Source organism: Pseudonocardia sp. (assembly GCF_029263155.1).
Classification (GTDB): domain Bacteria; phylum Actinomycetota; class Actinomycetes; order Mycobacteriales; family Pseudonocardiaceae; genus Pseudonocardia.
In genome coordinates this window covers 15,235-39,139 of sequence record NZ_JAJCYB010000016.1, presented here as the reverse complement: position 1 = coordinate 39,139, position 23,905 = coordinate 15,235, and the positions used below count along the sequence as shown (strand labels likewise).

Sequence of the window (23,905 nt, the reverse complement as noted above, 5' to 3'; positions counted from 1 at the left end):
GAGGTGTCCACAGTGGGCCGACGCGCAGCGCGCGACCGGGCCCAGCCCGCCGGGCCCGTCGTCGCGCCACCCCGGTCCGGCCTGCCGCCGGCGGTAGCCGGATCGGGCCTCGCGTGACCCGCAGCGGGTCGGATGCCACCGACCCGGCGTTCGTTCCCGGCACGGCCCAGAACGAGGTCGCCCTGCTGCACGCCATCATCGACGCCGTATCAGCAGGGCCCGACGTCGAGCCGCTGGCGGCCGCGGTGGCCGGCCTGATCACCGGGGCCACCACCACCGACGTCTGCTTCGTGCACGTTCTCGACGACGCCGACCGCTCCCTGAGCCTGGCCGGGGCGACACCACCGTTCGACACCGCCGTCGGCCAGGTGCAGCTGCGCATCGGCGAGGGCGTGACCGGCTGGGTGGCGCAGCACCGGCGGCCTGCGGTGATCGTCGACCACAAGGAGCGCGACCCGCGCTACGTCCGGATCCCCGCCCTGCGCGGCTCGGAGTTCACCTCGATGGCGAGCGTGCCGATGGCGGCCGACGCCGCCGGGCTGGTGGGTGTGCTCAACGTGCACACCGTCGTGCGCCGCGAGTTCACCGAGGCCGACATCCGGCTGCTCACCGTCATCGGCAGCCTGGTCGCCGGGGCGATGCACTCCGCCCGGCTGCACCGCAGGCTCGTCGCCCGCGAACACGCCCAGGAACGGTTCACCGAGCAGGTGATCACCGCACAGGAGACCGAGCGGCGCAGGCTGGCCGGCGACATCCACGACGGGATCTCCCAGCGGCTGGTGAGCCTGGCCTACCACCTCGACGCCGCCCAGCGGGCCCTGCCCGACCGGCCGGGAGACGCCGCGGAGCAGGTCCGGCTCGCGCGCGGGCTCGCCGACCTGAGCATGGACGAGGCCCGGTCCGCGATCGGCGGCCTGCGCCCCCCGGTACTGGACGACCTGGGCCTCTCCGGCGGGCTGACCAGCCTGGCCCGCTCGCTGCCGCAGCTGCCGGTCACCGTCGACGTCGCCGAGGTCCGCCTGCCCGAGGCGCGGGAGCTGGCCCTCTACCGGATCGCCCAGGAGGCGCTGCAGAACGTCGTCAAGCACTCCGGTGCCGCCCACGCGCGGCTGAGCTTCGCCGTGGACGGCGCCACGGCCCGCCTGGAGATCGTCGACGACGGCTGCGGCTTCCACCCCGACGAGAAGTCCGACGGCTACGGCATGCACAGCATGACCGAGCGCGCCGAGCTCGTCGGCGGCGCCGTCACCGTGCGGTCCCGGCCCGGGGGCGGCACCTCGGTCCGCGTGACCCTCCCGCTGCCGGCCGCCGGGAGCGAGGCCCACTAGGACGCCGACCACTCCGGGCGCTCCAACACGTGCCGGACGAACAGCTCGGCCGACGCCGTCGACCGCGGGGCCGACACGAGGTGCCACGGCCGCGCCAACGGGGTGCCCGGTACCGGCAGCACCACCAGGCGTCCCGCCGCCAGCAACGGCAGGACCGCCTGCTCCGACACCAGCGTGACGCCCAGCCCGGCGACCGCGGCCGCCACCACCGCCCCGTGCGAGCCGAGGGTGAGGCACGGCGGGTCGGTGTCCAGCCCGGCGAGCACGGACAGGCAGGTCGCGCGGGTTCCCGAGCCGGGCTCGCGCAGCAGCCACGGCGTGCGGTCGGGCGCGAAGCCCGCCACCGCACCGGGCGCGCCGACGGCCACCAGCGTGTTCGCCCGGCCGGCGCGGACCCGTCCGGGGTGCTCGGCGGGCGGTCGCCCGGCCACGACCAGATCGACCTCGTGGTGGGCGAGCATCGGCCACACGCCGTCCCGGGCCCGCACCTCGAGGTGCAGGTCGACGTCCGGGTGGGCAGCACGGAACGACACGAGCAGGTCGGGCAGCACGTGCTCGCCCGCCGTCGTCACCGCGGCCAGCCGGACGAGCCCGTGCTCCGGATCGGCCTCGCTGCGCGCCGCGGCGACCGCCTCGGCGTGCAGGCCGAGGATGCGACGGGCGTAACCCGCGTAGCGCTCGCCCGCCACGGTCAGCCGGACGCCCCGGCCGTCCTTCTCGATCAGGGGGACCCCGACGTCGCGGGCCAGCGCGCCGACCGCGGCCGAGACCGACGGCTCGGTGACGTGCAGCGCCTGCGCCGTCGCCCGCACCGAGCCGCACTCGGCCAGTACGACGAAGGCGCGCAGGCGCGCGTTGGTGGTCACTGTGCGGATGATGCACCACGGGCCGGCGGCGGGCACTCCCCCGTGACGACCGGCCCGCTCGGCGCATGAGCGCCCACCGCGCGTGGCCTCGCAGGGCCCGGGCACGGCACACTGTCCGCACGACAATCATCCGGACAATGTGATCGGACAGGCGGCGAGGGTGCGGGCGGTGCGTGAGGTTCCGGCGGGAGCGGTGCGCCGTTCCCGCGTGCGGTCGGTGTCCCGGGACGTCGTGGCGGGCCTCAGCGTGGCGATGGTCGGGGTGCCGCAGTCGCTGGCCTACGCCGACCTCGCCGGGATGGACCCGATCGTCGGGCTGTACGCGGGCGCCGTCCCGCCGATCCTCGCCGCGCTGTTCGCCTCCTCGCCCTACCTGCAGACCGGCCCGGTGGCGATCACGGCCCTGCTGACCTACGGGGCACTGAGCACCATGGCGACCCCCGGCAGCCCCGAGTACCTGGGCCTGGGACTCGCACTGGCCCTGGTCGTCGGCGTGGTCCGGGTGCTGCTCGGCGTCGTGCGCGCCGGCTGGCTGGCCTACCTCATGTCCCAGCCGATGCTGCTGGGCTTCGTGCCGGCCGCGGCCGTGCTCATCGCCGGTTCGCAGACCTCCAAGGCGCTCGGGGTACCCCCGCCGCCGTTCGAGAACGAGATCGTCGACGGCGCGTGGTCACTGGTGCACCCGAACCTGTGGAGCCTGCCCGCTGTCGCGATGACCGTGATGACCGCGGCGGTGATCCTGGGCGGGCGGCGCCTGCACGCGCTGTTCCCGGGCGTTCTGGTCGCCGCGGTGCTCGGCATCGTGATCTCCGCACTCGGCTTCTACCCGGGGCCGGTCGTCGACACGATCCCGGCCGGCTTCCCGCCCTTCACGCTGCTCGCGATCCCGTGGGACCGCATCCCCGAACTCCTGGTCGCGGGTGTGCTCATCTCGCTGATCGGGTTCACCGAGGCGGCGTCGATCTCGCGCCGGTTCGCCTCGGAGGACCGCACGCGCTGGAGCGCGGACCGCGAGTTCGTCAGCCAGGGCGCGGCCAACCTGGCGGCCGCGGCCTTCGGCGGGATGCCGTGCGGAGGCTCGTTCTCGCGCAGCTCGGTCAACCGCATGTCCGGCGCGGTGACCCGGCTCTCCGGCGGTGTCACCGGCGTGGCCGTGCTCGCCTTCCTGCCCTTCGCCGCGGTCCTCGAACCGCTGCCGCTCGCCGTGCTCGGCGCGATCGTGATCGTGGCCGTGATCAACCTGATGCGGTTCGGTCCGCTGCTGCGGATCTGGCGGGTGTCGGTGCCCCAGGCCGTGATCGCCTGGGGCACGTTCCTGGCCACCGTCCTGCTCGCCCCCCGGCTCGACATCGCCGTGCTGATCGGGATCGGCCTGTCCGTCGCGGTGTTCCTCTGGCGGTCCCTGCGCCTCGACATCGACGTGGAACTCGACGGCACGACCGTCGTGTTCACCCCGCGGGGCGTGCTGTGGTTCGGCACCGCGCAGCGGCTGGACACCGCACTGCTCGACGCGCTCGCCGCACACCCCGACGCCGACCGGCTGGTCGTCGACCTGGTCCGGCTCGGCCGGATCGACACCACCGGCGCGCTGGTGCTGCGTTCGGTGCTCGACCAGGCGCGAGTCGCCGGCCTGCGAGCCGAGGCCGTGGGCATCCCGCCGCAGTCGCAGAAGCTGACCGAGCGGGTGCTGAACGCCGAGCAGGACCCGCTCGGCTGATCGGTGGACGGCTCGGTGCGGTCGAGCATCCCCCCGGCGGGTCAGCTGTCCCCGGGTCGTGATCGCACCGTGAGGTGTCCGTGCGCGGGTACACCGCGACGACCGCGTCGTCGGAGGAGCAGGGTGAGGACCGCGGCCGGACCCGCCACGAGCCCCGCCGCCAGCCCGGCGAGCTCACCGGCGACGAACGCCGCGATCCAGATGGCCGACACGGTGGCCAGGAGCGCGAGCGCGACGTCACCCCCCGGGGGTCGAGGCTCGACGTCGGTGTCGCACCCGGGTCCGGGCCGAGGAGCGGGCGCCCCCAGATCCTGCTCGAGCCGGTGCAGCACGACGTGCTCGCGCTCGCTGAGCACGACCGGCCCGTCGTCGTCGTGCGCCACAGCGGTCACCTCCACCGAGTTCCGCGGAACGGGTGGTCGGCGAACCCGAAGCTCAGCGGCGTCGCGAACCGCAGCAGCGCGCGCAGCACGTGCGCCAGGCGCGAACCCCGCGACGGCCGGGGTGGCCGCCGAGGGCCCCCGTCGTTGGGGCGCGGGCTGACAGCGGTCATTCCTGGTTCCCTTCGACCGGGGCGGGACCTGACGACCTCGCGTACGGATGTCCGTACCCGGGGCGGGGGCCCGGAAACGGCGCTCGGCTGTCGGCCACGGATGGGTACGGACGACCGACCGGAGCCGATCTCCGGCCGGCGGCCCGCGAGGGCCCGGCCGTCCTACCGCGGCGAGGAGCCCGTCACGACCGGGCGCCCGGCGTCGATCCAGCCCTTCGTGCCGCCAGCGACCGACAGCGCCGGGACGCCCGTGGCGGCGAGCGCCTCGGAGGCCTGCATGCTGCGGCCACCGGACTGGCAGATGACGTGCATCGGCGAGTCGGACGCGAACTCCTCCCGCCGGGCCGCGACCTGCTCCAGCGGGATGTTCACCGCGCCGGGGACGTGTCCGGCGGCGTACTCCTCCGGCGAGCGCACGTCCACGACCGGCGCGCCGGAGGCGTGGGCGGCGACGAAGGCGTCCTGGGTGATCTCGGTGGCCTGCATGCTGTTCCTCTCCGTTGGTCAGATACCCCATGGGGTATGTCGGGCCCGACCCTACCGGTCGTCCGCCGCCGGTGCGCCGGCGGCCGCGGTGTCCCGCGCCACCGCGGCCGCCCCACCCGCGAAGACCCGGCTGCCGGCGAAGTCGGCCCGCTCGAAGGTCGTCAGCGCCTCGCGACCCACGGCCCCTCCCGCGCCGTCGAGCAGCCGCCGGGCGTGCCGGAGACGGGCCCGCTCCAGCGCGTTGCGCACGCTGCGGGCGTTGGCGAACCACGGCTGGGAGATCCGCCGCTCCAGGTAGGCCCGGAACACCTCACCCGCACCGTCGGAGAACCCGTAACCGATCTCGCGGGTCATCAGGTCGGCGATCGACGCGAGCTCGTCGACGGTGTAGTCGGGGAACGTGATGTGGTGGGCGATGCGCGAGCTCATCCCGGGGTTGGCCCGGAAGAACACGTCCATGCGGTCGGCGTAGCCGGCCAGCACCACCACGAGGTCGTCGCGGTGGTTCTCCATCACCTGGAGCAGGATCTCGATCGACTCCTGCCCGTAGTCGCGCTCGTTGTCGGCCTTGTACAGGTAGTAGGCCTCGTCGATGAACAGCATCCCGCCCATCGCCCGCTTGACCACCTCCTTGGTCTTCGGCGCGGTGTGCCCGACGTACTGCCCCACGAGGTCGTCGCGGCTCGCGGTGACCAGGTGGCCCTTGCGCAGATAGCCCAGCCGGTGGAGCAGCTCGGCCATCCTCAGCGCGACGGTGGTCTTGCCGGTGCCCGGGCTGCCGGTGAACGACATGTGCAGGTTGGGGCGCGGTGCGGTGATCCCGAACTTCTCGCGGGCCCGGTCCACGAGCAGCAGGGCGGCGAGCTCGGAGACCCGCTCCTTGACGCTCGCGAGCCCGACCAGCTCCCGGTCCAGCGAGGCCAGCACCTCGTCGGTCCCGGTGGAGGCCCGCAGCTCGGCCAGGTCCACCACGGCGTCGGCGGGCAGGACCTGCGCGGCCTCGGCCTCCTGCTCCGCCTCACGGCGGAGGTCCGCCGCGGTCGGCATGCCGAAGCCCGACCGCGACGGACCGCCGTTCACCGCGCCCGGCCGGTCAGGACCGGCCATAGCGCTCGCCGACCGGACGGTCGGCCGCGTAGGCGTGGGTGGTGTAGCGGATCTGCCGGTCCCCGACCTCCTGGCGTTCCAGGCGGAAACCGGGCTCCTCGGCGGGCCGCTGCACGATGAACGACAGCGCCGTGGTCTGCCGGCCCAGGCTCGCGTCGTAGGCGTTGAGCTTGACGTAGTGGTCCGGGTAGGCCCGCCGGCAGGCGGTGACCTCCATCATGACGCCGGCGGCGTCGGTGATGTCGAACATCGGCAGGCCCCACATCTCCCAGTAGGAGTTGCGCGGGTGCGGGTCGTCGGTGAACTCCACCGACAGCGGCCAGTCGTTGTCCAGGCAGTAGGTGATCTGGGCGAGGATCTCCTCGTCGGTGAAGTCCGGGAGATGGGAGAACGTTCCCTGGGTGATGCGCATGTCGTGTCCCTGGTCCTCAGACGGTGGTGGGGGTCGCGACGACGTCGGGGACGTCGGTGGACTCGTAGTCGAAGCTGATGTCGCCCCAGGTCGCGATGGCGACGTCGAGCGCGCGGCAGTTCTTGGCCGCGGACCTGAGGATGTCCTCGCCCTCCTTGTAGTAGTCACGGCCCTCGTTGCGGGCCTTGATCATCGCCTCGACCGCGACCCGGTTGGCCTCGGCACCCGCGGAGATCCCCATCGGGTGACCGATCGTGCCGCCGCCGAACTGGAGCACGACGTCCTCGCCGAGGTGGTGCAGCAGCTGGTGCATCTGGCCGGCGTGGATGCCACCGGAGGCCACCGGCATCACACCGGGCATCGAGGCCCAGTCCTGGTCGAAGAACAGGCCCTTGGTCGGGTCCGCCGTCGTCCGGTCCTGCCGCAGCGTGTCGTAGAACCCGGCGGTGGTCATCGGGTCGCCCTCGAGCTTGCCGACCACGGTGCCCGCGTGGATGTGGTCGACCCCGGCCATGCGCATCCACTTGGAGATCACCCGGAAGCTCACGCCGTGGGACTTCTGCCGCGTGTAGGTGCCGTGCCCGGCCCGGTGCAGGTGCAGGATCACGCCGTTCGCGCGGGCCCACCTGGCCATCGACTGGATGGCCGTGTAGCCGATCGTGAGGTCGATCATCACGATGACCGAGCCGATCTCCTTGGCGAACTCGGCGCGCTCGTACATCTCCTCCATCGTGCCGGCGGTGACGTTGAGGTAGTGGCCCTTGACCTCGCCGGTGGCCGCCTGCGCCTTGGTGACGGCCTCCATGCAGAACAGGTAGCGGTCGCGCCAGCGCATGAACGGCTGCGAGTTGATGTTCTCGTCGTCCTTGACGAAGTCCAGCCCGCCGCGCAGCGCCTCGTAGACCACGCGGCCGTAGTTGCGGGCCGAGAGGCCGAGCTTGGGCTTGGTGGTGGCCCCAAGCAGGGGCCGGCCGTACTTGCCGAGGTACTCGCGCTCCATGACGATGCCGTGCGCGGGGCCCTGGAAGGTCTTGATGTAGGCGACCGGGATCCGCATGTCCTCCAGCCGCAGCGCCTTGAGCGCCTTGAACCCGAACACGTTGCCGATGATCGAGCTCGTGAGGTTGGCGATCGAGCCCTCCTCGAACAGGTCGATGTCGTAGGCGATCCAGGCGATCCACTCGCCCGGACGGCTCGGCACCGCGTCCACCCTGTAGCACTTGGCCTGGTAGTGCTCGTGGGTGGTGAGCCGGTCGGTCCACACCACCGTCCAGGTCGCCGTGCTCGACTCCCCCGCCACCGCGGCGCCGGCCTCCTCGGGGGGAACGCCGTCCTGCGGCGTGATCCGGAAGGCGCACAGCACGTCGGTGTCCTTCGGCACGTAGTCCGGCTCCCAGTAACCCATCTCCGCGTAGGGAATGACTCCCGCGCTCCACCTGTCTGCCATGCACGAAGCGTCGCACCGGATCATTCGTCAGTCTATTGAGAGTTAGGTACACACCCTTCGTTGAACGGCTAAGAATGCCGGCGTCGCTCCATCAACCGCCAGATCATCGGCGTGAAGATCAGCTGCATGGCCAGGTCCATCTTCCCGCCGGGGCAGACGATCGTGTTCGGCCGCGACATGAACGAGTCGTGCAGCATCGAGAGCAGGTACGGGAAGTCGATGCCCTGCGGGCGGGCGAACCGGATCACCAGCATCGACTCGTCGGCGGTCGGGATCGTCCGCGCGATGAACGGGTTGGAGGTGTCCACCACCGGCACCCGCTGGAAGTTGACGTGGGTGCGGGAGAACTGCGGTGCGATGTAGTGCACGTAGTCCGGCATCCGGCGCAGGATCGTGTCCATCACCGCCTCGGTGGAGTAGCCGCGCTCGGCCTTGTCGCGCTGCACCTTCTGGATCCACTCCAGGTTGATCACCGGGACGACCCCGATGAGCAGGTCGACGTGCTGGGCGACGTCCACCTTGTCGGTGGCGACCGCACCGTGCAGGCCCTCGTAGAACAGCAGGTCCGCACCCGGTGGCAGGTCCTCCCACGGGGTGAAGGTCCCGGGCGGCTGCCGGTACGGCGCCGCCTCGGCGTCGTCGTGGAGGTAGCGGCGCACCCGGCCGCTACCGGTCTCGCCGAAGACCCGGAACAGGTCCTCCAGCTCGGTGAACAGGTTCGACTCCGGCCCGAAGTGGCTGAAGGTGTGATCACCGTTCTCCAGCGCGGCCGCCATCCGGGCCCTCATCTCGGCACGGTCGAAGCGATGGAAGCTGTCACCCTCGACGTAGGCCGCCTCGATCTGCTCCCGGCGGAAGATCTGCCCGAAGGTGCGCATCACCGAGGTGGTTCCGGCGCCTGAGGCGCCCGTGACGGCGATGACGGGATGCTGCTGGGACATGTCCGCTCCTCACTGGCCGCGCACCCGGAACAGGCCACGGCTCCCGAACAGGGGTTGCTGCGGTAGCGGGTCGAGGCCGCCCGCGTAGTGGTCCTCGATGCGCTCGACCTCGTCGCGCGCCCCGAACACCAGCGGGATCCGCTGGTGCAGGTGCTCGGGGACGACGTCGAGCACCCGCCGGTGCCCGGTGCTCGCCCGCCCGCCCGCCTGCTCCACCAGCAACGCCACCGGCGACGCCTCGTAGAGCAGCCGCAGCCGGCCCGCCCGCGCGGGCTCCTTGGTGTCGCGCGGGTACAGGAACACCCCGCCCCGGGTGAGGATCCGGTGCAGCTCGGCCACCGCCGAGGCCACCCAGCGCATGTTGTAGTCCTTGCCCCGGGGCCCGGACCGGCCGGCGAGGCACTCGTCGACGTAACGGCGCACCGGCGGCTCCCAGAACCGCCGGTTGGACGCGTTGATCGCGAACTCCGAGGCGGACTCCGGGATCCGCAGGTCACGGTGGGTGAGCAGGAACTCCCCGAGCTCCGGGTCCAGGGTGAAGCCGTGCACGCCGGTGCCGACGGTGAGCACCAGCACGGTCGACGGGCCGTAGATCGCGTAGCCCGCGCACACCTGCTCCGACCCGGGCTGCAGGAAGTCCGGCGCCGTGGCGTCGACCCCGGGATGCGGAGCCCGTAGAACGGAGAAGATGCTGCCGACCGAGACGTTGACGTCGATGTTGGACGAGCCGTCGAGCGGGTCGAACACCAGCAGGTACTTGCCGCGCGGGTACTGCGGCGGAATCGGGTGCGGGTCGTCGAGCTCCTCGGACACCATCCCGGCCACCAGCCCGCCCCACTCGTTGACCCGCAGGAACAGCTCGTTGGCGATCACGTCGAGCTTCCGCTGCCGCTCGCCCTGCACGTTGGTGGTCGTCTCGGCGCCCAGGACCCCGCCGAGCGCGCCGTAGGCCACCCGCTTCGAGATGGCCTTGCACGCCAGTGCGACGTCGAGGATCAACCCGTTGAGCTCCCCGCTCGCCGACGGGTGGTGGCTGCGCTGCTCGATCAGGAACCGAGCGAGCGTCGTCCGGTCGGCGACCATGGTTCCTCCTCGCTATGTGGCCTCCGCACCGTCCGGGCAGGGACGGCCGGTCCAGGCCTGCTGCGCCGAACCTAGGTACGATCTCGATCAGCGCCATCCCCCTCACGGTGGAGCGGAGGGGGTGAGGGCGGGCACCGGGACCGCTACCCCGTCACCGCACCACCGGGGTCGGACCCACTACCGCCCGCGGCGCCGCCGGGCTCGTCACCGTTGCGCAGGTAGCTGCCCACCCGGTAGGCGACGGCGACGACCGGCACGGCGACGACCGCGCCCCCGATCCCGTACACCAGGAAGCCGACGCTGACGGCGGCGAGGATCACCACCGGGTGCAGCCGGACCTGATGGCCCTGCACGAGGGGTTGGAGCAGGTTGCCCTCCAGGTTCTGCACCACGAGCACGATCCCCACGACGATCAACGCGGCCACCAGGTCGTTGGTCACCAGGGTGACCAGCGCCGCCACCGCCCCGCTCAGGAAGGCGCCCAGGAACGGGACGAACCCGCCGAGGAACACCAGGGCCGCGAGCGAGAGCGCGAGCGGTACGCCGAGCGCGAAGAGCCCGGCGCCGATGAGGACCGCATCGGTCAGCGCGATGACGACGACGCCCACCGTGTACTGACTCATCGTCTCCCAGGCCCGCCGTCCGGCCTCCCCGACCCGGTCCCGGTGCTGCGCAGGAACCGTCTCGACGACCCAGCCCCACAGCCTGGGACCGTCCTTGAACAGGAAGTACAGCACGAACAGCACGATCGCCACGCCGCTGAGCGCCGAGATGACCATACTGGCCGCGGTGAAGCCGTCCGGGGCCGCCGACTCGACCCCGGAGACGATCCGGTCGGCCACCTGGTTGATCTGCCGAGGTTGCAGCGCGAGCGGCCCGTCGATCAGCCAGCCGCGGACCTGGTCGATGCCCGTGGTGAGCGAGCCGGTGAGGTTGCCGAGCTGCCCCATGACCCGCTGCACGAGCAGGAAGCCGATGCCCACCACCACGGCGAGCAGGGCCACCACGGTGAGCAGCGCCGCCACCCAGGCGGGCAGCCAGCGGCGCAGTACCCGGGCGAGCGGGGCGAGCAGGGCGGCCAGCAGGAGCGCGACCAGCAGCGCGAACGCGACGAGGGCGACCTGCAGCAGCATCCACACCACCGCCCACACCGCGGCGCCCAGCACGAGCAGCCCGCCGGCGTAGGCGACGGTGCGCAGGAACCACCGTGGCACCAGCGCTGCGGTGTCCGGCGCCTGCGGCCCGCCGGGGCCTGCCGTGGGGGTCCCCCGTGGAGTGCGCATGCGGCGCGGGTACCCCGCCCACGCCCCGCCCACCACCGGAGTTCCGCCGGGCCCGCGCATCGCCGATCCCGCCATACACCCCCGGGGGTACGGTGATCCTGGACTGCTCCCGACCGACGAGAGGAGACGACGATGGACGCGACGGCCTGGGACCAGCGGTACGCGGGCACCGAGCTGGTGTGGAGCGGCGAGCCGAACCGGACCGTCGCGGCCGAGGTGACCGGGCTGCCCGCCGGCCGGGCGCTGGACCTCGCCGCCGGGGAGGGGCGCAACGCGGTGTGGCTGGCGCAGCAGGGCTGGACCGTGACCGCGGTCGACTTCTCCGCGGCCGGGCTGGACAAGGCCCGCAGGCTCGCCGAGCAGCACGGCGTCGCCGTGGAGACGGTGCAGGCCGACGTCACCACCTACCGACCCGAGTCGGGGCACCACGACCTCGTCGTCGTCGCCTACCTGCAGCTGCCCGCCGAGGTGCTCACCCCGGTCCTCGCCGCCGCCGCAGAAGCACTGGCCCCGGGCGGCACGCTGCTGCTGGTCGGGCACGACCGTGCCAACCTGACCGACGGCGTCGGCGGTCCGCAGGACCCGGCGGTCCTGCACACCGTCGAGGAGGTCACCGCGGCGCTGGCCGGGCTCGACGTCGTGCGGGCCGAGCGGATCCGCCGCCCGGTGCAGGTCGACGGCGAGGAGCGCTCGGCGATCGACACGCTGGTCCGCGCGCTGCGGCGCTGAACCCGCATGTCGGTCCGGACCACCGCGCACCCACGTCCGGCCGCGTCACCCGCTGCCGGTCAGGTGCCCCTCGATGATCCGGGCGAAGTTCCGTTCGCCCAGGGCGGTGGGGTGCAGCGGCACCAGTCCCAGCGTGACCCCCGGGGTGACGAAGGTGACCCAGTTCCGCAGCAGCGCGCATCCGTCGTGCCCCGCACCGGGACCGATGAGGTCGACGTACTCCGCGCCGTGGTCGGCGGCGACCGCACGGGTGAGCGCCCCGAGACGGCCCACCAGGCCCTGGACGTAGTCGGCGTCCTCGCCCCGGATCGGCTGCACCGGGTAGCAGCCGCCGGGACGGATGTAGTTGGCGTAGCTGGTGATCAGGACGCGGGCCTGCGGTGCCCGTGCCCGCACCGCGTCGAGCGTGGCCGCGATGCGCGGCGCGACGGCATCGACGGCCTCGGCCCCGCGGTCGACCCCGCCGGCGGTCAGGGTCGTCCTGCAGGACGGGCCCAGCGGGAGCAGGCTCAGGCAACCGCTCACGATGTCGACCAGGTCGGCGTCGTTGGCACCGATCGACAGCGTGACGAGCGTGGTGGTCGACGTCACCGCGTCCAGCTGGACGGGCACGGGCGCGACGCCCGGGAACCCCGAGGGCTGCGGTGTCGTGAGGACGTTGGCCGTCGTCGCTCCGCTGCAGGTGACGTCGCGGAAGACCTGCGCGTCCAGGGCACGCGCCAGCAGGTGCGGGTAGTTGACCGAGGAGCGGAAGCAGGGGCCACCCGTCTCCTGGGGGAGGATCAGCGGGCCCGCTGCGAAGGAATCCCCGAGCGCGACGTACTCGACGCCGGGACCCGGTTCGGGCGGTGCCGCCGCGGCGACCCCCGTCCCCGTACCCACGGTGACTGCCACGAGGGCGAACGACGCCGCGAGGGTCGTCCACACCCGCAGACGCGCTCGCCCGAGACGAAGGGACACGCGAGCAATCTAGAGCGAACGTTCTAGATCGTCAAATCCGGGGCGAGCTGCGCATCCTCCGGCCTCCTGCGCACGTCGGGACGTGCGCTGCTGACCACAGGATGCGCAGCTCGGGCGGCCGACGGCGCGGTGATCAGGCCACCGAGATGCGCTCGCGGTCGTGCCAGGCGCTCCAGCCCGCGTAGCTGCCCTCCAGCTCGGCGACCTGGTAGCCCGCCCGGCGCAGCACGCTCGCCGCGACGGAGTTGCGCACACCGGACTGGCAGTAGGTCACGATCAGCCCGTCCTTGGGCAGGGTGTCCAGGTTCCACAGCAGGCGGCCGGCGCTGAGCTGCTGCGATCCGGGGACGTGGCCTGCGGCGTGCTCGGTGCGGTTGCGCACGTCCAGGACGAGCGCGGCACCGGCGGTGTCCAGGTCGGCCGGCGCGACCTGCGCGGGGACCTCGGTCGGCAGCCCGTCGATGCTCGTGACGAAGCCGGCGAACTCGTCGATCCCGACCCGGATCATGTGGTCGCGCATGTCCTGCGCGGTGGCCCGGTCGGGGACGAACAGCACCAGCGGGCGGGTCTCGGTCTCCGGGTCGTACACCCAGGCGCCGTAGCTGGCCGCCTTGCCGCCGGCCGGCACGGCGAGCGCCCCGCGCACGGTGCCCTCGCGGACCTCGGTCGCCGGGCGCGAGTCGACGAGGATGGCCGAGTCGTCGGCCAGCGAGGCCGCCACGTCGGCCGGGGCGAGCTCGGGCAGCTCCCCGCGGTCGCCCAGGATCTGCGGGCCCTGCGTGTTCTGCCGCTTCATCCGGGCGAAGTAGGCGTGCGCGTCGGGCTGCCCGTCGAGCAGCTCGTCGATGAACCCCTGCTCGTCACCCGTGCTCAGGTAGGGGCCCCACCAGGCGTTGCGCCGCTCGTAGCCGACCGTGGTCGACGGCAGCGCGCCCAGCGCCTTGCCGCACGCGCTCCCCGAGCCGTGGCCCGGGAAGATCTGCACGTGGTCGGGCAGGGCCAGCAGCGTGTCACGCAGGCTCGCGAAGAGCTGTCGCGCCCCTTCGTAGCGGGTGTCGACACCGCCGGCGGCCTCGTCGAGCAGGTCCGGCCGGCCGAGGTCGCCCGCGAAGACGAAGTCACCGGAGAGCATGTAGCCGGGCTCCTCGGCGAACGCGCCGTCGGTGACCAGGAACGCCAGGTGCTCCGGGGTGTGCCCCGGGGTGTGCCGGGCCTCGATCCGCAGCCGGCCGATGCTGATCGCCTCGCGGTCGTGCAGCCGGGTGGCCTCGAAGCCGTACTGCCAGTCCTCCCCGCCTGCGCCGGAGACGTACATCTCGGCGCCGGTCGCGGCGGCCAGCTCGCGGGTGCCGGACAGGTAGTCGGCGTGGATGTGGGTCTCGGTGACCGCGACGATCCGCATCCCGTGCTGCTGCGCCAGATCGAGGTAGACGCCGATGTCGCGGCGGGCGTCGACCACCGCGGCCTCTCCGCTGGCCTGGCAGCCGATCAGGTAGCCGGCCTGGGCGAGGTCGTTGTCGTAGATCCGTTCGAGCAGCATCTCGTCTCCGTTTCTCCGTGTCCGGGCTCGGCATACCCCGGGGGGTACTATGATCGAACCGCACCACACTCGGGACTATTCCCTCTGTAGCCGAATAACCAGACATAGTGTACGGACATTTGGGAGCCATGGTGAACCACCCGCGACCGGCGCGGCGCCGCCCCGGGGCCGGGAGCAGGCCACGGCGCTCGGCCCGATCACGTGAGGCCGCCCGGTGAGGGCTCGGGACGTGGTCGTCGCCGGGGTCGTGGGTGCGCTCGCGATGGTGCCGGTCGGCCTGGCGCTGTCCGTGGCGGGCTTCGAGGTGAACCGCTACGGCGAGCTGCTGGCCGAGCAGCTCACCGGGACCCGGCGTCCCGTGGTGCTGCTCGCCCTGCACCTGGTGATCGGTGTCGTCAGCGCCGTCCCGCTCGCCGTCGCCGCTGCCGCGCTGCGTCCCCGCCCCGGCATCGCGGTCGCCGGCGGAGTCGTCTACGGCGCGACCTACTGGCTGGTGGTCAACGCGCTGGCCCTGCCGCTGCTGTACCGCCGCCCCGCCCCGTGGACCGAGGGCGCCGCGGCGGTGTGGCCGAGCCTGCTCGTCCATGTCGTCTTCGGACTGGCCGCCGCCATCGTGATCGCCCGCGCACAGGCGAGGGCCGGTTTCGCCCGGCCCCGGCCGGGGCAGCCACCGGGTGGACGTCACGACACCAGGAAGGACGGGACATGACACACCTGACGAGTCAGAGCGGCATCACCCTCGAGCAGGCACGCACGGTGGTCGAGGCCGCCGAGAAGGCGGCGGCCGCCGAGGGCCTCCGGATGAACGTCGCCGTCGTGGACGCCGGCAACAACCTCACCGCGTTCGCCCGGATGGACGGGGCGTGGCTGGGCAGCATCGACATCGCGCTGGACAAGGCCAGCACCGCCCGCGCCTTCGACATGCCCACCGAGAAGCTCGGCGAGATCGCCCAGCCCGGCGGGCCCGCGTACGGGATCCAGACGCTGCAGGGCGGCAAGAGCAACGTCGTCGTCTTCGCCGGCGGACTGCCGATCTCGGTCGACGGCCAGATCGTCGGCGCGATCGGGGTCAGCGGCGGGATGCCCGACCAGGACCGCACGGTCGCCGCCGCCGGTGCCGAGTCGGTGCAGGGGGTGAGCTGAACCCCCAGGACCCCCGCCGCCCTCCCCCCTGACGGTGATGCGCCCCGGCCCCGGCGCCTGTGAGCTGGACCGGAGACGGCCGCGGGCACCCAGGTGCGCGCCGCGGTCGTCGACGACGGGGCGGGCGAGCCGCCCCTGCGGCCGGGAGGATGTGGCGATGTGACCGATGCTGCGACGGCGCGGGGCGGGCCCGTGCCCGACCGGAACCTCGCCCTGGAACTGGTCCGGGTGACCGAGGCGGCGGCGATGGCGACCGGCAGGTGGGTCGGGGCAACGACGCGGGCGGCGCGCTCGCCGCCGCCGTCAACGCCGTCCGGGCGATGATCGGGAGCGTCGAGATGGCCGGCACGATCGTCATCGGCGAGGGCACCGACGACGACGAGGTGCGGCTCGAGCGCGGCGACCGGGTGGGTGACGGCAGCGGCGGCCGCTACGACGTGGCCGTCGACCCGGTCGACGGGATCACGTTCACCGCGAAGGGCCTGTCCCACGCGGTCTCCGTACTGGCCGTCGCCCCGAGCGGAGCGATGTTCGACCCGTCGGTGTGCCTGCGCATCGACAAGCTCGTGGCCGGGCGGGAGGCCCGTGACCAGCTCGACATCCGCGCGTCGGTCGCGGAGAACGTGCACCGGCTGGCCAAGGTCACCGGCCGCCACGTCGAGGACGTCACCGTCGGCATGCTGGCGCGCACCCACCACGAGGGGTTGGCGCGCGAGGTGCGCGACGCCGGTGCCCGCATCCGCTTCCTCACCGGCGGCGACGTGTCCGCGGCGATCATGGCGGCGAGCCCGCGGACCGGGATCGACATGCTGATCGGACTGGGCGGCACGGCCGAGGCCGTGATCGCCGCCTGCGCCGTGAAGTGCCTCGGTGGCACCCTGCAGGGCAGGCTCGCACCTCGCGACGCCGCCGAGGAGGTCCACCTGCAGACCGCGGGTGTCGACCTCGACGCCGTGCTGGAGTGCGACGACCTCGTGCGCGGTGAGGACGCGTTCCTCGTGCTCACCGGGGTCACCGACGGCGACCTGGTCGCCGGGGTCCGCTACGGCCCCGACACCGCCACCACCGACTCGCTGGTCATGCGCGCGCGCAGCGGGACGGTCCGCCGGATGCAGAGCGACCACCGCCTCGACCGGCTCGAGCGCTACAGCGCGGTGGACTACCGGCACTGACACCGCCGATACCGCCGGACCGAGTGGCTTGTCCGTACATCCGGACTCATGGCAGACTCACACGCCAGATCACTCGGCGGGCGGGTCACCGTCCTCGGTGAGCCCTCGAAGAGGAGAGGTGTCGAGTGCGGTACGGCTTCGCCATCGACCAGCGGACCTGCATCGGCTGCCACGCCTGCACCGTGGCGTGCAAGACCGAGCACGAGATCCCGGTGGGACAGTTCCGGACCTGGGTCAAGTACGTGGACCAGGGCGCCTTCCCGAACAACACCCGCGACTTCGGCGTCATGCGCTGCAACCACTGCACGGACGCGCCGTGCGTGAAGATCTGCCCGACCAAGGCGCTGTACAAGCGCAAGGACGGGATCGTCGACTTCGACAAGGACCGGTGCATCGGCTGCAAGAGCTGCATGCAGGGCTGTCCGTACGACGCGATCTACATCGACGAGGACACCCACACCGCGGCCAAGTGCAACTTCTGCGCGCACCGCATCGACGAGGACATGGAACCGGCGTGTGTCGTCGTCTGCCCCACGCACTCGATCTGGGTCGGTGACCTCGACGACCCGCACAGCGGGATCTCGAAGCTGGTCAACTCGAACCCGGTCACGGTGCGAGCACCGGAGCAGAACACCGGCCCGAACGTGTTCTACCTGGGCGCCGACCGCGCCGTGCTCGACCCGCTGGGAGCCCCGGTGGACAGCAGCTACATCTTCTCCTCCCCCGACGCGCACCGCGTCGACGTCGGCAAGGACCTGCCGGTCGACCCGGTGACGGGCGCCCGCACCACGCTCAACACCGAGCACACGCGGCCGTGGGGCTGGCGGGTCACGACCTACCTGTGGACCAAGGCCGTCGGCGGCGGGGCGGTGCTCATCGCCGCGCTGGCGCTGCTGCTGGGGATCGACCTCGGGGTGCTGTCGACCGTCGTCGCCCCCGCGCTCGGGGTCGCCGGGGTGAGCATCACCGGCGCCCTGCTGATCTGGGACCTCAAGCGCCCCGAGCGCTTCCTCTACATCTTCCTCAAGTCCAACTTCGGGTCCTGGCTCGTGCTGGGGTCCTACGCGCTGGCCCTGTTCGCCGCGGTGGCGGGGATCTGGCTACTGCTGGGCATCGGGGTGGAGACCGGGCTGATCGCCTCGGCCGACACCGCGTTCACCGTGCTCGCGGTGCTCGGCATCCCCACCGGGGCCATGCTGGCCGGGTACACCGGGTTCCTGTTCGGCCAGGCCGAGGGCCGCGACCTGTGGCAGTCGCCGCTGCTGTTCTGGCACCTGATCGTGCAGGCCGTGATGGTCGGCGGCGGCGCGCTGGCCGTGGCGGCCGCGCTCGCCGGCACCCCGGCGCCGGAGTTCGCGCTGATCTCGCGGGTCTTCCTCGTCGCCACCGTGCTGCACGTGCTCATGCTGCTGATCGAGTACGGCGGGAAGCACTCGAGCAAGGGCGCCGCGACGGGAGCCCACATGATCACCCACGGCCGCTACGCCCGGCTGTTCTGGTTCGGCGCCGTGGCACTCGCGGCCGTCGCCGCGGTGCTGACGGTCCCGGCCTGGGGCGGCGGGGCCGTCGTCCTCGTCGCCGTCGCCGGTCTCGCCGTGCAGGTGGCGCTGCTCGCCTACGAGTCCGTGTTCGTCCGAGCCGGCCAGGACGTGCCGCTCTCCTGACCCGCGGCGTCGCCCGCGCCACCGCGCCTTCCCGGACCGCGCCCACCACACCGCGCCCCCTCTGCGAGGAATCCCGATGACCGAGACCGCCCGCCACGACACCACCGGCGCCGCCCCCACCGCCCCGGCGCCCACCACACCGGCAACCCCCGCCGTGGGCCACCCGCTGCCCGGCGCCCGCACCCACGAGCACCTGCGCAACTACCCGCCGGTCTCCGAGTGGGACCACCACGTCGCCTACGACGCCAAGGCACACCCGCGCAAGGTGCCGCACAGCTACATGCTGGTGCCCACCACCTGCTTCAACTGCGAGTCGGCCTGCGGGCTGCTCGCCTACGTCGACAAGGACGACCTGTCGGTCAAGAAGGTCGAGGGGAACCCGGCGCACCCCGGGTCACGCGGGCGCAACTGCGCCAAGGGCCCGGCCACGATCAACCAGATCGACGACCCCGAGCGGATCCTGCACCCGCTGCGCCGCACCGGCGAGCGCGGCGGCGGGCAGTGGGAGCGGGTCAGCTGGGACGACGCCCTCGACGACATCGCCGCCCGGATCCGGGCGGCGATCACCGAGGGCCGCAACGAGGAGGTCGCCTACCACGTCGGGCGCCCCGGCGAGGACGGCTTCGCCGAGCGGGTGCTGCAGGCGTGGGGCGTCGACGGGCACAACAGCCACACCCAGGTCTGCTCGTCGGGAGCGCGGTTCGGGCAGACCCTGTGGGGCGGGTTCGACCGGCCCTCCCCCGACCACGCCCACGCCAAGGTGATCCTGCTGTTCTCCAGCCACCTGGAGACCGGGCACTACTTCAACCCGCACGCCCAGCGGATCATGGAGGGCAAGCAGGCCGGCGCGAAGCTGGTCGTCGTCGACCCGCGGATGTCGAACACGGCCTCGCACGCCGACGTGTGGCTCGCGCCGTGGCCGGGCAGCGAGGCCGCGATGCTGCTGGCGATCGCGTCCTACCTGCTGCGCACCCGCCAGATCGACGAGCCCTACCTGCGGCGCTGGTTCAACTGGGACGTCTACCTGCGCGAGCGCCACCCGTCCGCCGAGCCCACCTTCGAGTCCTTCCTCGACTGCATCGAGGCCGACTACGCCGGCTACACCTTCGAGTTCGCCGCCGCCGAGACCCAGGTCCCGGTGGAGCGGATCGAGGAGGTGGCGCGCCTGGTCGCCGGCTGCGACGGGAAGCTCGCCGCGCACATCTGGCGCTCCGCCGCGGCCGGCAACTACGGCGGCTGGCAGGTGGCGCGGAGCATGTGGTTCGTGCTGGCGCTGACCGGCTCGATCGGCGGCGTGGGCGGCACCCAGCCCAACGGCTGGAACAAGTTCATCCCGCACGGCCCCGACGTGCCCGCGCACGCGAACTGGAACGAGCTGGCCTGGCCGGCCGAGTACCCGATGTCCTGCAACGAGATGTCGATCCTGCTGCCGCACTTCCTGCAGGAGGGCCGCGGGAGGATGGACGTCTACTTCTCCCGGGTGTTCAACCCGATCTGGACCTACCCCGACGGCTTCACCTGGATGAAGGCGCTGACCGACCCCGAGAAGGTCGGCCTGCACGTCGCCCTGACCCCGACCTGGTCGGAGACCGCCGAGTTCGCCGACTACGTGCTGCCGATGGGCCACTCCACCGAGCGCCACGACACCCAGTCCTACGAGACCCACGCGGCCAAGTGGCTGGGTTTCCGCCAGCCGGTGCGCCGGGTGGCGATGGAGAAGATGGGGATGCCGGTCGGCGACACCCGCGACGCCAACCCCGGCGAGGTGTGGGAGGAGAACGAGCTCTGGTTCGAGCTGTCCTGGCGGATCGACCCGGACGGGTCGATGGGGATCCGGAAGCACTTCGAGTCGCCCTACCGGCCCGGCGAGAAGATCACCGTCGACGAGTACTACCGGTGGATCTTCGAGAACCGGGTGCCCGGGCTGAAGGAGAAGGCCGACGCCGAGGGCCTCACGCCGCTGGAGTACATGCGTCGCTACGGCGTGGTCGAGGTGGCCGAGAAGCTCTACCGGCAGGACGAGCGCGCGCTCACCGACACCGAGCTCGACGGGGCGGTCCCGGACGGCCCGGACTCGGCGACCCCCGGCGTGCTGCGCAAGCCCACCGACCTCGACTCGGTGCCGCCGCTGATCGGTGAGGCGGGCGCGGTCGGCGTGCGCCACGACGACGGCACCGTCACCGCGGGCTGGCTGACCCCGTCGCGCAAGCTGGAGGTCTACTCCCCCACGATGCGCGACTGGGGCTGGGAGGAGCACGCCACCCCGGGCTACATCCGCTCCCACGTGGCGGCCTCGGAGATCGACCTGGCGGCGGGCGACCTGGTGCTGGTCCCCACCTTCCGGCTGCCCACGCTGATCCACACCCGCTCGGGCAACGCGAAGTACCTCAACGAGATCTCCAACTCCCACCCGATGTGGCTCAACTCCGTCGACGCCGCCCGGCACGGGGTGGCCACCGGCGACCTGGTCCGGCTCAACACCTCCATCGGCTACCTGGTGGCCCGGGTCTGGGTCACCGAGGGCATCCGGCCCGGCGTCTGCGCGCTCTCCCACCACATGGGCCGCTGGCGGCTGCACGACACCGAGGGCAGCCGCTGGTCGCAGGGCCTGGTGGACATCACCCACCCGGACGGCCCGGACTCGCATCTGCTGCGCTACAAGGGCGGCATCGAGCCCTTCTCCTCCGACGACCCGGACTCGGAGCGGATCTGGTGGAAGGACCCGGGCGTGCACCAGAACCTCGCGTTCGCCGTGCAGCCCGACCCGTGGTCGGGGATGCAGTGCTGGCTGCAGAAGGTGCGGCTGGAGAAGGCGCACGCGGGCGACCAGTACGGCGACGTCTACGTCGACACCGCCCGGTCGATGGAGGTCTACCGGGAGTGGCTGGCCAAGACCCGGCCGATGCTCGGCCCCGGTGGCCAGCGCCGCCCGGAGTTCCTGATGCGCCCGGTGAAGCCGCGCCGCCGCGCGTTCCGGGTCGACGGGGACGGGCAGCCGCCGTTCCACTCCCCCGGCACCGCCCCGGCCGAGGGCGGGACGTCCTGATGGGCCTGCTGACCCGTCCCGCCGGGGTCGACACCGACACCGTCCGCGACGCCCTGGCCGCGGTGCACGACCCGGAGATCGGCCGGCCGCTCGCCGAGCTGGGCATGCTCGGGGAGATCACCGCCCGGCGCGGGCACGTCCGCGTCGAGGTGCGGCTGACCACGGAGTCCTGCCCACTGGTCGACGAGCTGCGCCACGCGGTCACCACCGTCGTCTCCGGCGAGGCGGGCGTCCGCGAGGTCGAGGTCGCGTTCAGCACCATGGCGCCGCGCGAGCGGGCCGAGTTCGCCGACCGGCTCAAGCTGGCCGCCCCGCCGCTCAACGGCACGCTGGGTGTCGGTGGCACCCGCGTGTACGCGATCGCCAGCGGCAAGGGCGGGGTCGGCAAGAGCACCGTCACCGCCAACCTCGCGGTGGCCCTCGCGGCACAGGGCAAGCGCGTCGGGGTCCTGGACGCCGACGTCTGGGGGTACTCGATGCCGCAGCTGTTCGGGGTGCGGCGCAACCCCGTGGTGCTCGGCGAGCTGATGATGCCGGTGCCGGCGCACGGTGTCGGGCTCATGTCGATCGGCTTCTTCGTCAACGAGGAGCAGCCGGTCGTGTGGCGTGGTCCGATGCTGCACAAGGCGCTGCAGCAGTTCGTCACCGACACCTACTGGGGCAGCCTCGACGCGCTGCTGGTCGACCTGCCGCCGGGCACCGGCGACGCGACGCTGTCCTTGCTGGAGTTCCTGCCCGACACCACGCTGCTCGCGGTGACCACCCCGCAGCGCACGGCCACGGTCGTCGCCGCCCGCGTCGCCCGGATGGCGGCCGAGACCGGGGTGCCGCTGGCCGGGGTGATCGAGAACATGACGGCGTCGGTGTGCGGGAGCTGCGGCGAGCACACGTCGGTGTTCGGCACCGGGGGCGGGGCGCTGCTGGCCGAGGAGGCCGGGGCGCCGCTGCTGGGGCAGGTACCGCTCGACATCGAGCTGCGGGAGGCAGGTGACCGCGGGGTGCCCGTCGTGGTCGACGCGCCCGGGTCGGCCTCGGCGCGCGAGCTGGCCCGGATCGCCACGGTCCTGCCCGCCCCGCAGCGCAAGCTGGCCGGTCGCGCGCTGCCGCTGTCCGTGGTGTCCCGGTAGGCGACGTGTCCACCGCCCGGTTCGCGCCGACCCCGGCCGGCCCGGTCGGCGAGGCCCACCGCACCTGGCTCGCGTGCTGTGCCGAGGCCGGGTGGGCTCCGCGACGGCCGGTCGAGCGGGTCCCGCTCGACGCCGCCGCCGGGCGCACCACGGCAGCGGACGTGCACGCCCTGTGGTCCTCCCCCGCACAGGAGCGCGCGGCGATGGACGGCGTCGCGGTGCGCTCCGCGGACACCGTGGACGCCTCGCAGGACCGCCCGGTTCGGTTGCCCCCCGGCTCCTGGGACGTCGTCGACACCGGTGACCCGCTGCCGGCCGGCCGTGACGCGGTCATCATGCGCGAGCACGTCCGCCGGGTCCCGGACGGCACGGTGGAGATCGTCGCGCCCGCGCCGCCGGGGCGGCACGTGCGCCCGATCGGCGAGGACGTCGTCGCCGGGGAGCGGCTGCTCCCTGCCGGGCACCGCGTCCGCCCGGTCGACGCGGCGATGGTCGCCGCCGCCGGACACCGTGACCTGCCGGTGGTGCGACGCCCGGTCGTGGCGGTCCTGCCCACCGGCGACGAGATCCGGCCGGTGGGCAGCGCGCTGGAACCCGGTGGTCTGGGGCCCGGCGGCATCGTCGACACGAACTCCCTGATGCTCGCCGGGATGGCCCAGGAGGCGGGCTGCGCGACCCGGGTGCTGCCCGTCGTCCCCGACGACCCCGCGCTGCTGGCCACCGCGGTCGGTGCGGCGGCCGACGGGGCCGACCTGGTGCTGGTCATCGCCGGATCGAGCGCCGGGCGCGACGACCACACCGCGGGTGTCCTCGCCACCCTGGGCAAGGTGGCGGTGCACGGGGTCGCGATGCGGCCGGGCCACCCCGTCGTGCTGGGGGTGCTCGAGGACACCGTCCCGGTGCCGGTCGTCGGCGTGCCGGGCTACCCGGTCTCGGCGGCGCACGTGTTCGACACCTTCGCCGCCCCGATGATCGCTGCGCTCACCGGAGGCGCGCCGCGCCCGGTGGACCGGGTCACCGCGGTGCTCGGCACCGCGGTCGACTCCCCCGGGCACGTCGAGGAGAGCGTACTGGTCCGCCTGGAGGACCGCGACGGCACGCTCACCGCCGTGCCGAGCGGGCGCGGGGCCGGGGCGCTGAGCAGGCTGGCCCGCGCCGACGGCGTCCTGCGGGTCCCCGCCGGTGCGACCGGACACCCGGCCGGGGCCACGGTGACCGTCGAGCGGCTGCCCGGCGCTCCCGCCGCGGACCGGGTGGGGACCGGCTGAGCGGAGCCACGTCGGTGCGCCCGCGATCAGCAG

The 23,905-nt window shown here is 72.9% G+C and carries 20 protein-coding genes and 1 pseudogene; 10 read left to right on the top strand and 11 right to left on the bottom strand.

What is annotated here, in order from left to right; translation table 11 throughout:
* The first annotated feature begins 113 nt into the window (after nt 1-113).
* Nucleotides 114-1,328, top strand: a complete 1,215-nt coding sequence (locus Q1K26_RS02675) for a GAF domain-containing sensor histidine kinase (RefSeq protein ID WP_300007510.1) — start codon at nt 114-116, stop codon at nt 1,326-1,328.
* On the opposite strand, the gene Q1K26_RS02670 is transcribed toward Q1K26_RS02675, so the two are convergent.
* On the bottom strand, nt 1,325-2,194 hold the full coding sequence (locus tag Q1K26_RS02670; RefSeq protein ID WP_300007509.1) for a LysR family transcriptional regulator: 870 nt from the start codon (nt 2,192-2,194) through the stop codon (nt 1,325-1,327). The genes Q1K26_RS02675 and Q1K26_RS02670 overlap by 4 nt on opposite strands.
* A gap of 169 nt (nt 2,195-2,363) precedes the next feature.
* Between Q1K26_RS02670 and Q1K26_RS02665 the strand changes: the two genes are divergently transcribed.
* Nucleotides 2,364-3,911, top strand: coding sequence for a SulP family inorganic anion transporter (locus Q1K26_RS02665; RefSeq protein ID WP_300007508.1), 1,548 nt, complete (start codon nt 2,364-2,366; stop codon nt 3,909-3,911).
* A 41-nt stretch (nt 3,912-3,952) separates the two neighbouring features.
* Here Q1K26_RS02665 and Q1K26_RS02660 read toward each other — a convergent pair whose 3' ends face one another.
* The 8 genes from Q1K26_RS02660 to Q1K26_RS02625 all read right to left on the bottom strand — a co-directional run bounded on the left by Q1K26_RS02660 (nt 3,953) and on the right by Q1K26_RS02625 (nt 11,223).
* On the bottom strand, nt 3,953-4,294 hold the full coding sequence (locus tag Q1K26_RS02660; RefSeq protein WP_300007507.1) for a hypothetical protein: 342 nt from the start codon (nt 4,292-4,294) through the stop codon (nt 3,953-3,955).
* A 332-nt stretch (nt 4,295-4,626) separates the two neighbouring features.
* Nucleotides 4,627-4,950, bottom strand: coding sequence for a rhodanese-like domain-containing protein (locus Q1K26_RS02655; protein ID WP_300007506.1), 324 nt, complete (start codon nt 4,948-4,950; stop codon nt 4,627-4,629).
* 51 nt (nt 4,951-5,001) lie between these two features.
* The gene (gene cbbX, locus Q1K26_RS02650; protein ID WP_300007505.1) at nt 5,002-5,997 is read right to left on the bottom strand and encodes a CbbX protein; all 996 of its coding nucleotides are present in this window, start codon (nt 5,995-5,997) and stop codon (nt 5,002-5,004) included.
* Between the two features lie 46 nt (nt 5,998-6,043).
* Nucleotides 6,044-6,469 carry a ribulose bisphosphate carboxylase small subunit gene (locus Q1K26_RS02645; protein WP_300007504.1) on the bottom strand — a complete coding sequence of 142 codons (426 nt, stop codon included), beginning with the start codon at nt 6,467-6,469 and terminating at the stop codon, nt 6,044-6,046.
* Nucleotides 6,470-6,485: 16 nt separating this feature from the next.
* Nucleotides 6,486-7,916 carry a form I ribulose bisphosphate carboxylase large subunit gene (locus Q1K26_RS02640; RefSeq protein WP_300007503.1) on the bottom strand — a complete coding sequence of 477 codons (1,431 nt, stop codon included), beginning with the start codon at nt 7,914-7,916 and terminating at the stop codon, nt 6,486-6,488.
* Between the two features lie 68 nt (nt 7,917-7,984).
* Nucleotides 7,985-8,857, bottom strand: coding sequence for a phosphoribulokinase (locus tag Q1K26_RS02635; protein WP_300007502.1), 873 nt, complete (start codon nt 8,855-8,857; stop codon nt 7,985-7,987).
* Nucleotides 8,858-8,866: 9 nt separating this feature from the next.
* A complete protein-coding gene (locus Q1K26_RS02630) occupies nt 8,867-9,940 on the bottom strand; it encodes a class 1 fructose-bisphosphatase (protein ID WP_300007501.1) in 1,074 nt (357 codons plus the stop codon).
* A gap of 143 nt (nt 9,941-10,083) precedes the next feature.
* On the bottom strand, nt 10,084-11,223 hold the full coding sequence (locus Q1K26_RS02625; RefSeq protein WP_300007500.1) for an AI-2E family transporter: 1,140 nt from the start codon (nt 11,221-11,223) through the stop codon (nt 10,084-10,086).
* A 132-nt stretch (nt 11,224-11,355) separates the two neighbouring features.
* Between Q1K26_RS02625 and Q1K26_RS02620 the strand changes: the two genes are divergently transcribed.
* Nucleotides 11,356-11,952 carry a class I SAM-dependent methyltransferase gene (locus tag Q1K26_RS02620; protein ID WP_300007499.1) on the top strand — a complete coding sequence of 199 codons (597 nt, stop codon included), beginning with the start codon at nt 11,356-11,358 and terminating at the stop codon, nt 11,950-11,952.
* A gap of 45 nt (nt 11,953-11,997) precedes the next feature.
* On the opposite strand, the gene Q1K26_RS02615 is transcribed toward Q1K26_RS02620, so the two are convergent.
* Together Q1K26_RS02615 and Q1K26_RS02610 are read right to left on the bottom strand one after the other, a co-directional pair.
* Nucleotides 11,998-12,912, bottom strand: a complete 915-nt coding sequence (locus Q1K26_RS02615; protein ID WP_300007498.1) for an SGNH/GDSL hydrolase family protein — start codon at nt 12,910-12,912, stop codon at nt 11,998-12,000.
* Nucleotides 12,913-13,045: 133 nt separating this feature from the next.
* Nucleotides 13,046-14,452: an MBL fold metallo-hydrolase gene (locus tag Q1K26_RS02610; RefSeq protein ID WP_300007497.1), complete on the bottom strand. Its 1,407-nt coding sequence runs from the start codon at nt 14,450-14,452 to the stop codon at nt 13,046-13,048.
* A 214-nt stretch (nt 14,453-14,666) separates the two neighbouring features.
* On the opposite strand from Q1K26_RS02610, the gene Q1K26_RS02605 reads away from it, so the two are divergent.
* From Q1K26_RS02605 to Q1K26_RS02575, 7 genes and pseudogenes are all read left to right on the top strand, one after another.
* Nucleotides 14,667-15,161, top strand: a complete 495-nt coding sequence (locus Q1K26_RS02605) for a hypothetical protein (protein ID WP_300007496.1) — start codon at nt 14,667-14,669, stop codon at nt 15,159-15,161.
* The gene (locus Q1K26_RS02600) at nt 15,158-15,595 is read left to right on the top strand and encodes a heme-binding protein (RefSeq protein WP_300007495.1); all 438 of its coding nucleotides are present in this window, start codon (nt 15,158-15,160) and stop codon (nt 15,593-15,595) included. Before Q1K26_RS02605 ends, Q1K26_RS02600 begins: the two co-directional genes overlap by 4 nt.
* A gap of 159 nt (nt 15,596-15,754) precedes the next feature.
* A pseudogene (gene glpX / locus Q1K26_RS02595) lies at nt 15,755-16,767 on the top strand (class II fructose-bisphosphatase).
* 125 nt (nt 16,768-16,892) lie between these two features.
* Complete coding sequence (locus Q1K26_RS02590) at nt 16,893-18,431, top strand: 4Fe-4S dicluster domain-containing protein (protein WP_300007494.1); 1,539 nt, start codon at nt 16,893-16,895, stop codon at nt 18,429-18,431.
* Between the two features lie 76 nt (nt 18,432-18,507).
* Nucleotides 18,508-21,477: a molybdopterin-dependent oxidoreductase gene (locus tag Q1K26_RS02585; protein ID WP_300007493.1), complete on the top strand. Its 2,970-nt coding sequence runs from the start codon at nt 18,508-18,510 to the stop codon at nt 21,475-21,477.
* Entirely contained in the window at nt 21,477-22,604 is a 1,128-nt protein-coding gene (locus Q1K26_RS02580; RefSeq protein WP_300007492.1) for an Mrp/NBP35 family ATP-binding protein, read from the top strand. Before Q1K26_RS02585 ends, Q1K26_RS02580 begins: the two co-directional genes overlap by 1 nt.
* 5 nt (nt 22,605-22,609) lie before the next feature.
* Nucleotides 22,610-23,872 (top strand): molybdopterin-binding protein, encoded by a 1,263-nt coding sequence (locus Q1K26_RS02575; RefSeq protein WP_300007491.1) that lies wholly within the window; start codon nt 22,610-22,612, stop codon nt 23,870-23,872.
* Nucleotides 23,873-23,905 lie beyond the last annotated feature (33 nt).

What these genes read in the sequence shown, in the direction of transcription:
- Q1K26_RS02655 (WP_300007506.1), bottom strand. Translation starts at nt 4,950, where the DNA reads ATGCAGGCCACCGAGATCACCCAGGACGCCTTCGTCGCCGCCCACGCC.
- cbbX (WP_300007505.1), bottom strand. Translation starts at nt 5,997, where the DNA reads ATGCCGACCGCGGCGGACCTCCGCCGTGAGGCGGAGCAGGAGGCCGAG.
- Q1K26_RS02645 (WP_300007504.1), bottom strand. Translation starts at nt 6,469, where the DNA reads ATGCGCATCACCCAGGGAACGTTCTCCCATCTCCCGGACTTCACCGAC.
- Q1K26_RS02640 (WP_300007503.1), bottom strand. Translation starts at nt 7,916, where the DNA reads ATGGCAGACAGGTGGAGCGCGGGAGTCATTCCCTACGCGGAGATGGGT.
- Q1K26_RS02635 (WP_300007502.1), bottom strand. Translation starts at nt 8,857, where the DNA reads ATGTCCCAGCAGCATCCCGTCATCGCCGTCACGGGCGCCTCAGGCGCC.
- Q1K26_RS02630 (WP_300007501.1), bottom strand. Translation starts at nt 9,940, where the DNA reads ATGGTCGCCGACCGGACGACGCTCGCTCGGTTCCTGATCGAGCAGCGC.
- Q1K26_RS02625 (WP_300007500.1), bottom strand. Translation starts at nt 11,223, where the DNA reads ATGCGCACTCCACGGGGGACCCCCACGGCAGGCCCCGGCGGGCCGCAG.
- Q1K26_RS02620 (WP_300007499.1), top strand. Translation starts at nt 11,356, where the DNA reads ATGGACGCGACGGCCTGGGACCAGCGGTACGCGGGCACCGAGCTGGTG.
- Q1K26_RS02610 (WP_300007497.1), bottom strand. Translation starts at nt 14,452, where the DNA reads ATGCTGCTCGAACGGATCTACGACAACGACCTCGCCCAGGCCGGCTAC.
- Q1K26_RS02600 (WP_300007495.1), top strand. Translation starts at nt 15,158, where the DNA reads ATGACACACCTGACGAGTCAGAGCGGCATCACCCTCGAGCAGGCACGC.
- Q1K26_RS02585 (WP_300007493.1), top strand. Translation starts at nt 18,508, where the DNA reads ATGACCGAGACCGCCCGCCACGACACCACCGGCGCCGCCCCCACCGCC.
- Q1K26_RS02580 (WP_300007492.1), top strand. Translation starts at nt 21,477, where the DNA reads ATGGGCCTGCTGACCCGTCCCGCCGGGGTCGACACCGACACCGTCCGC.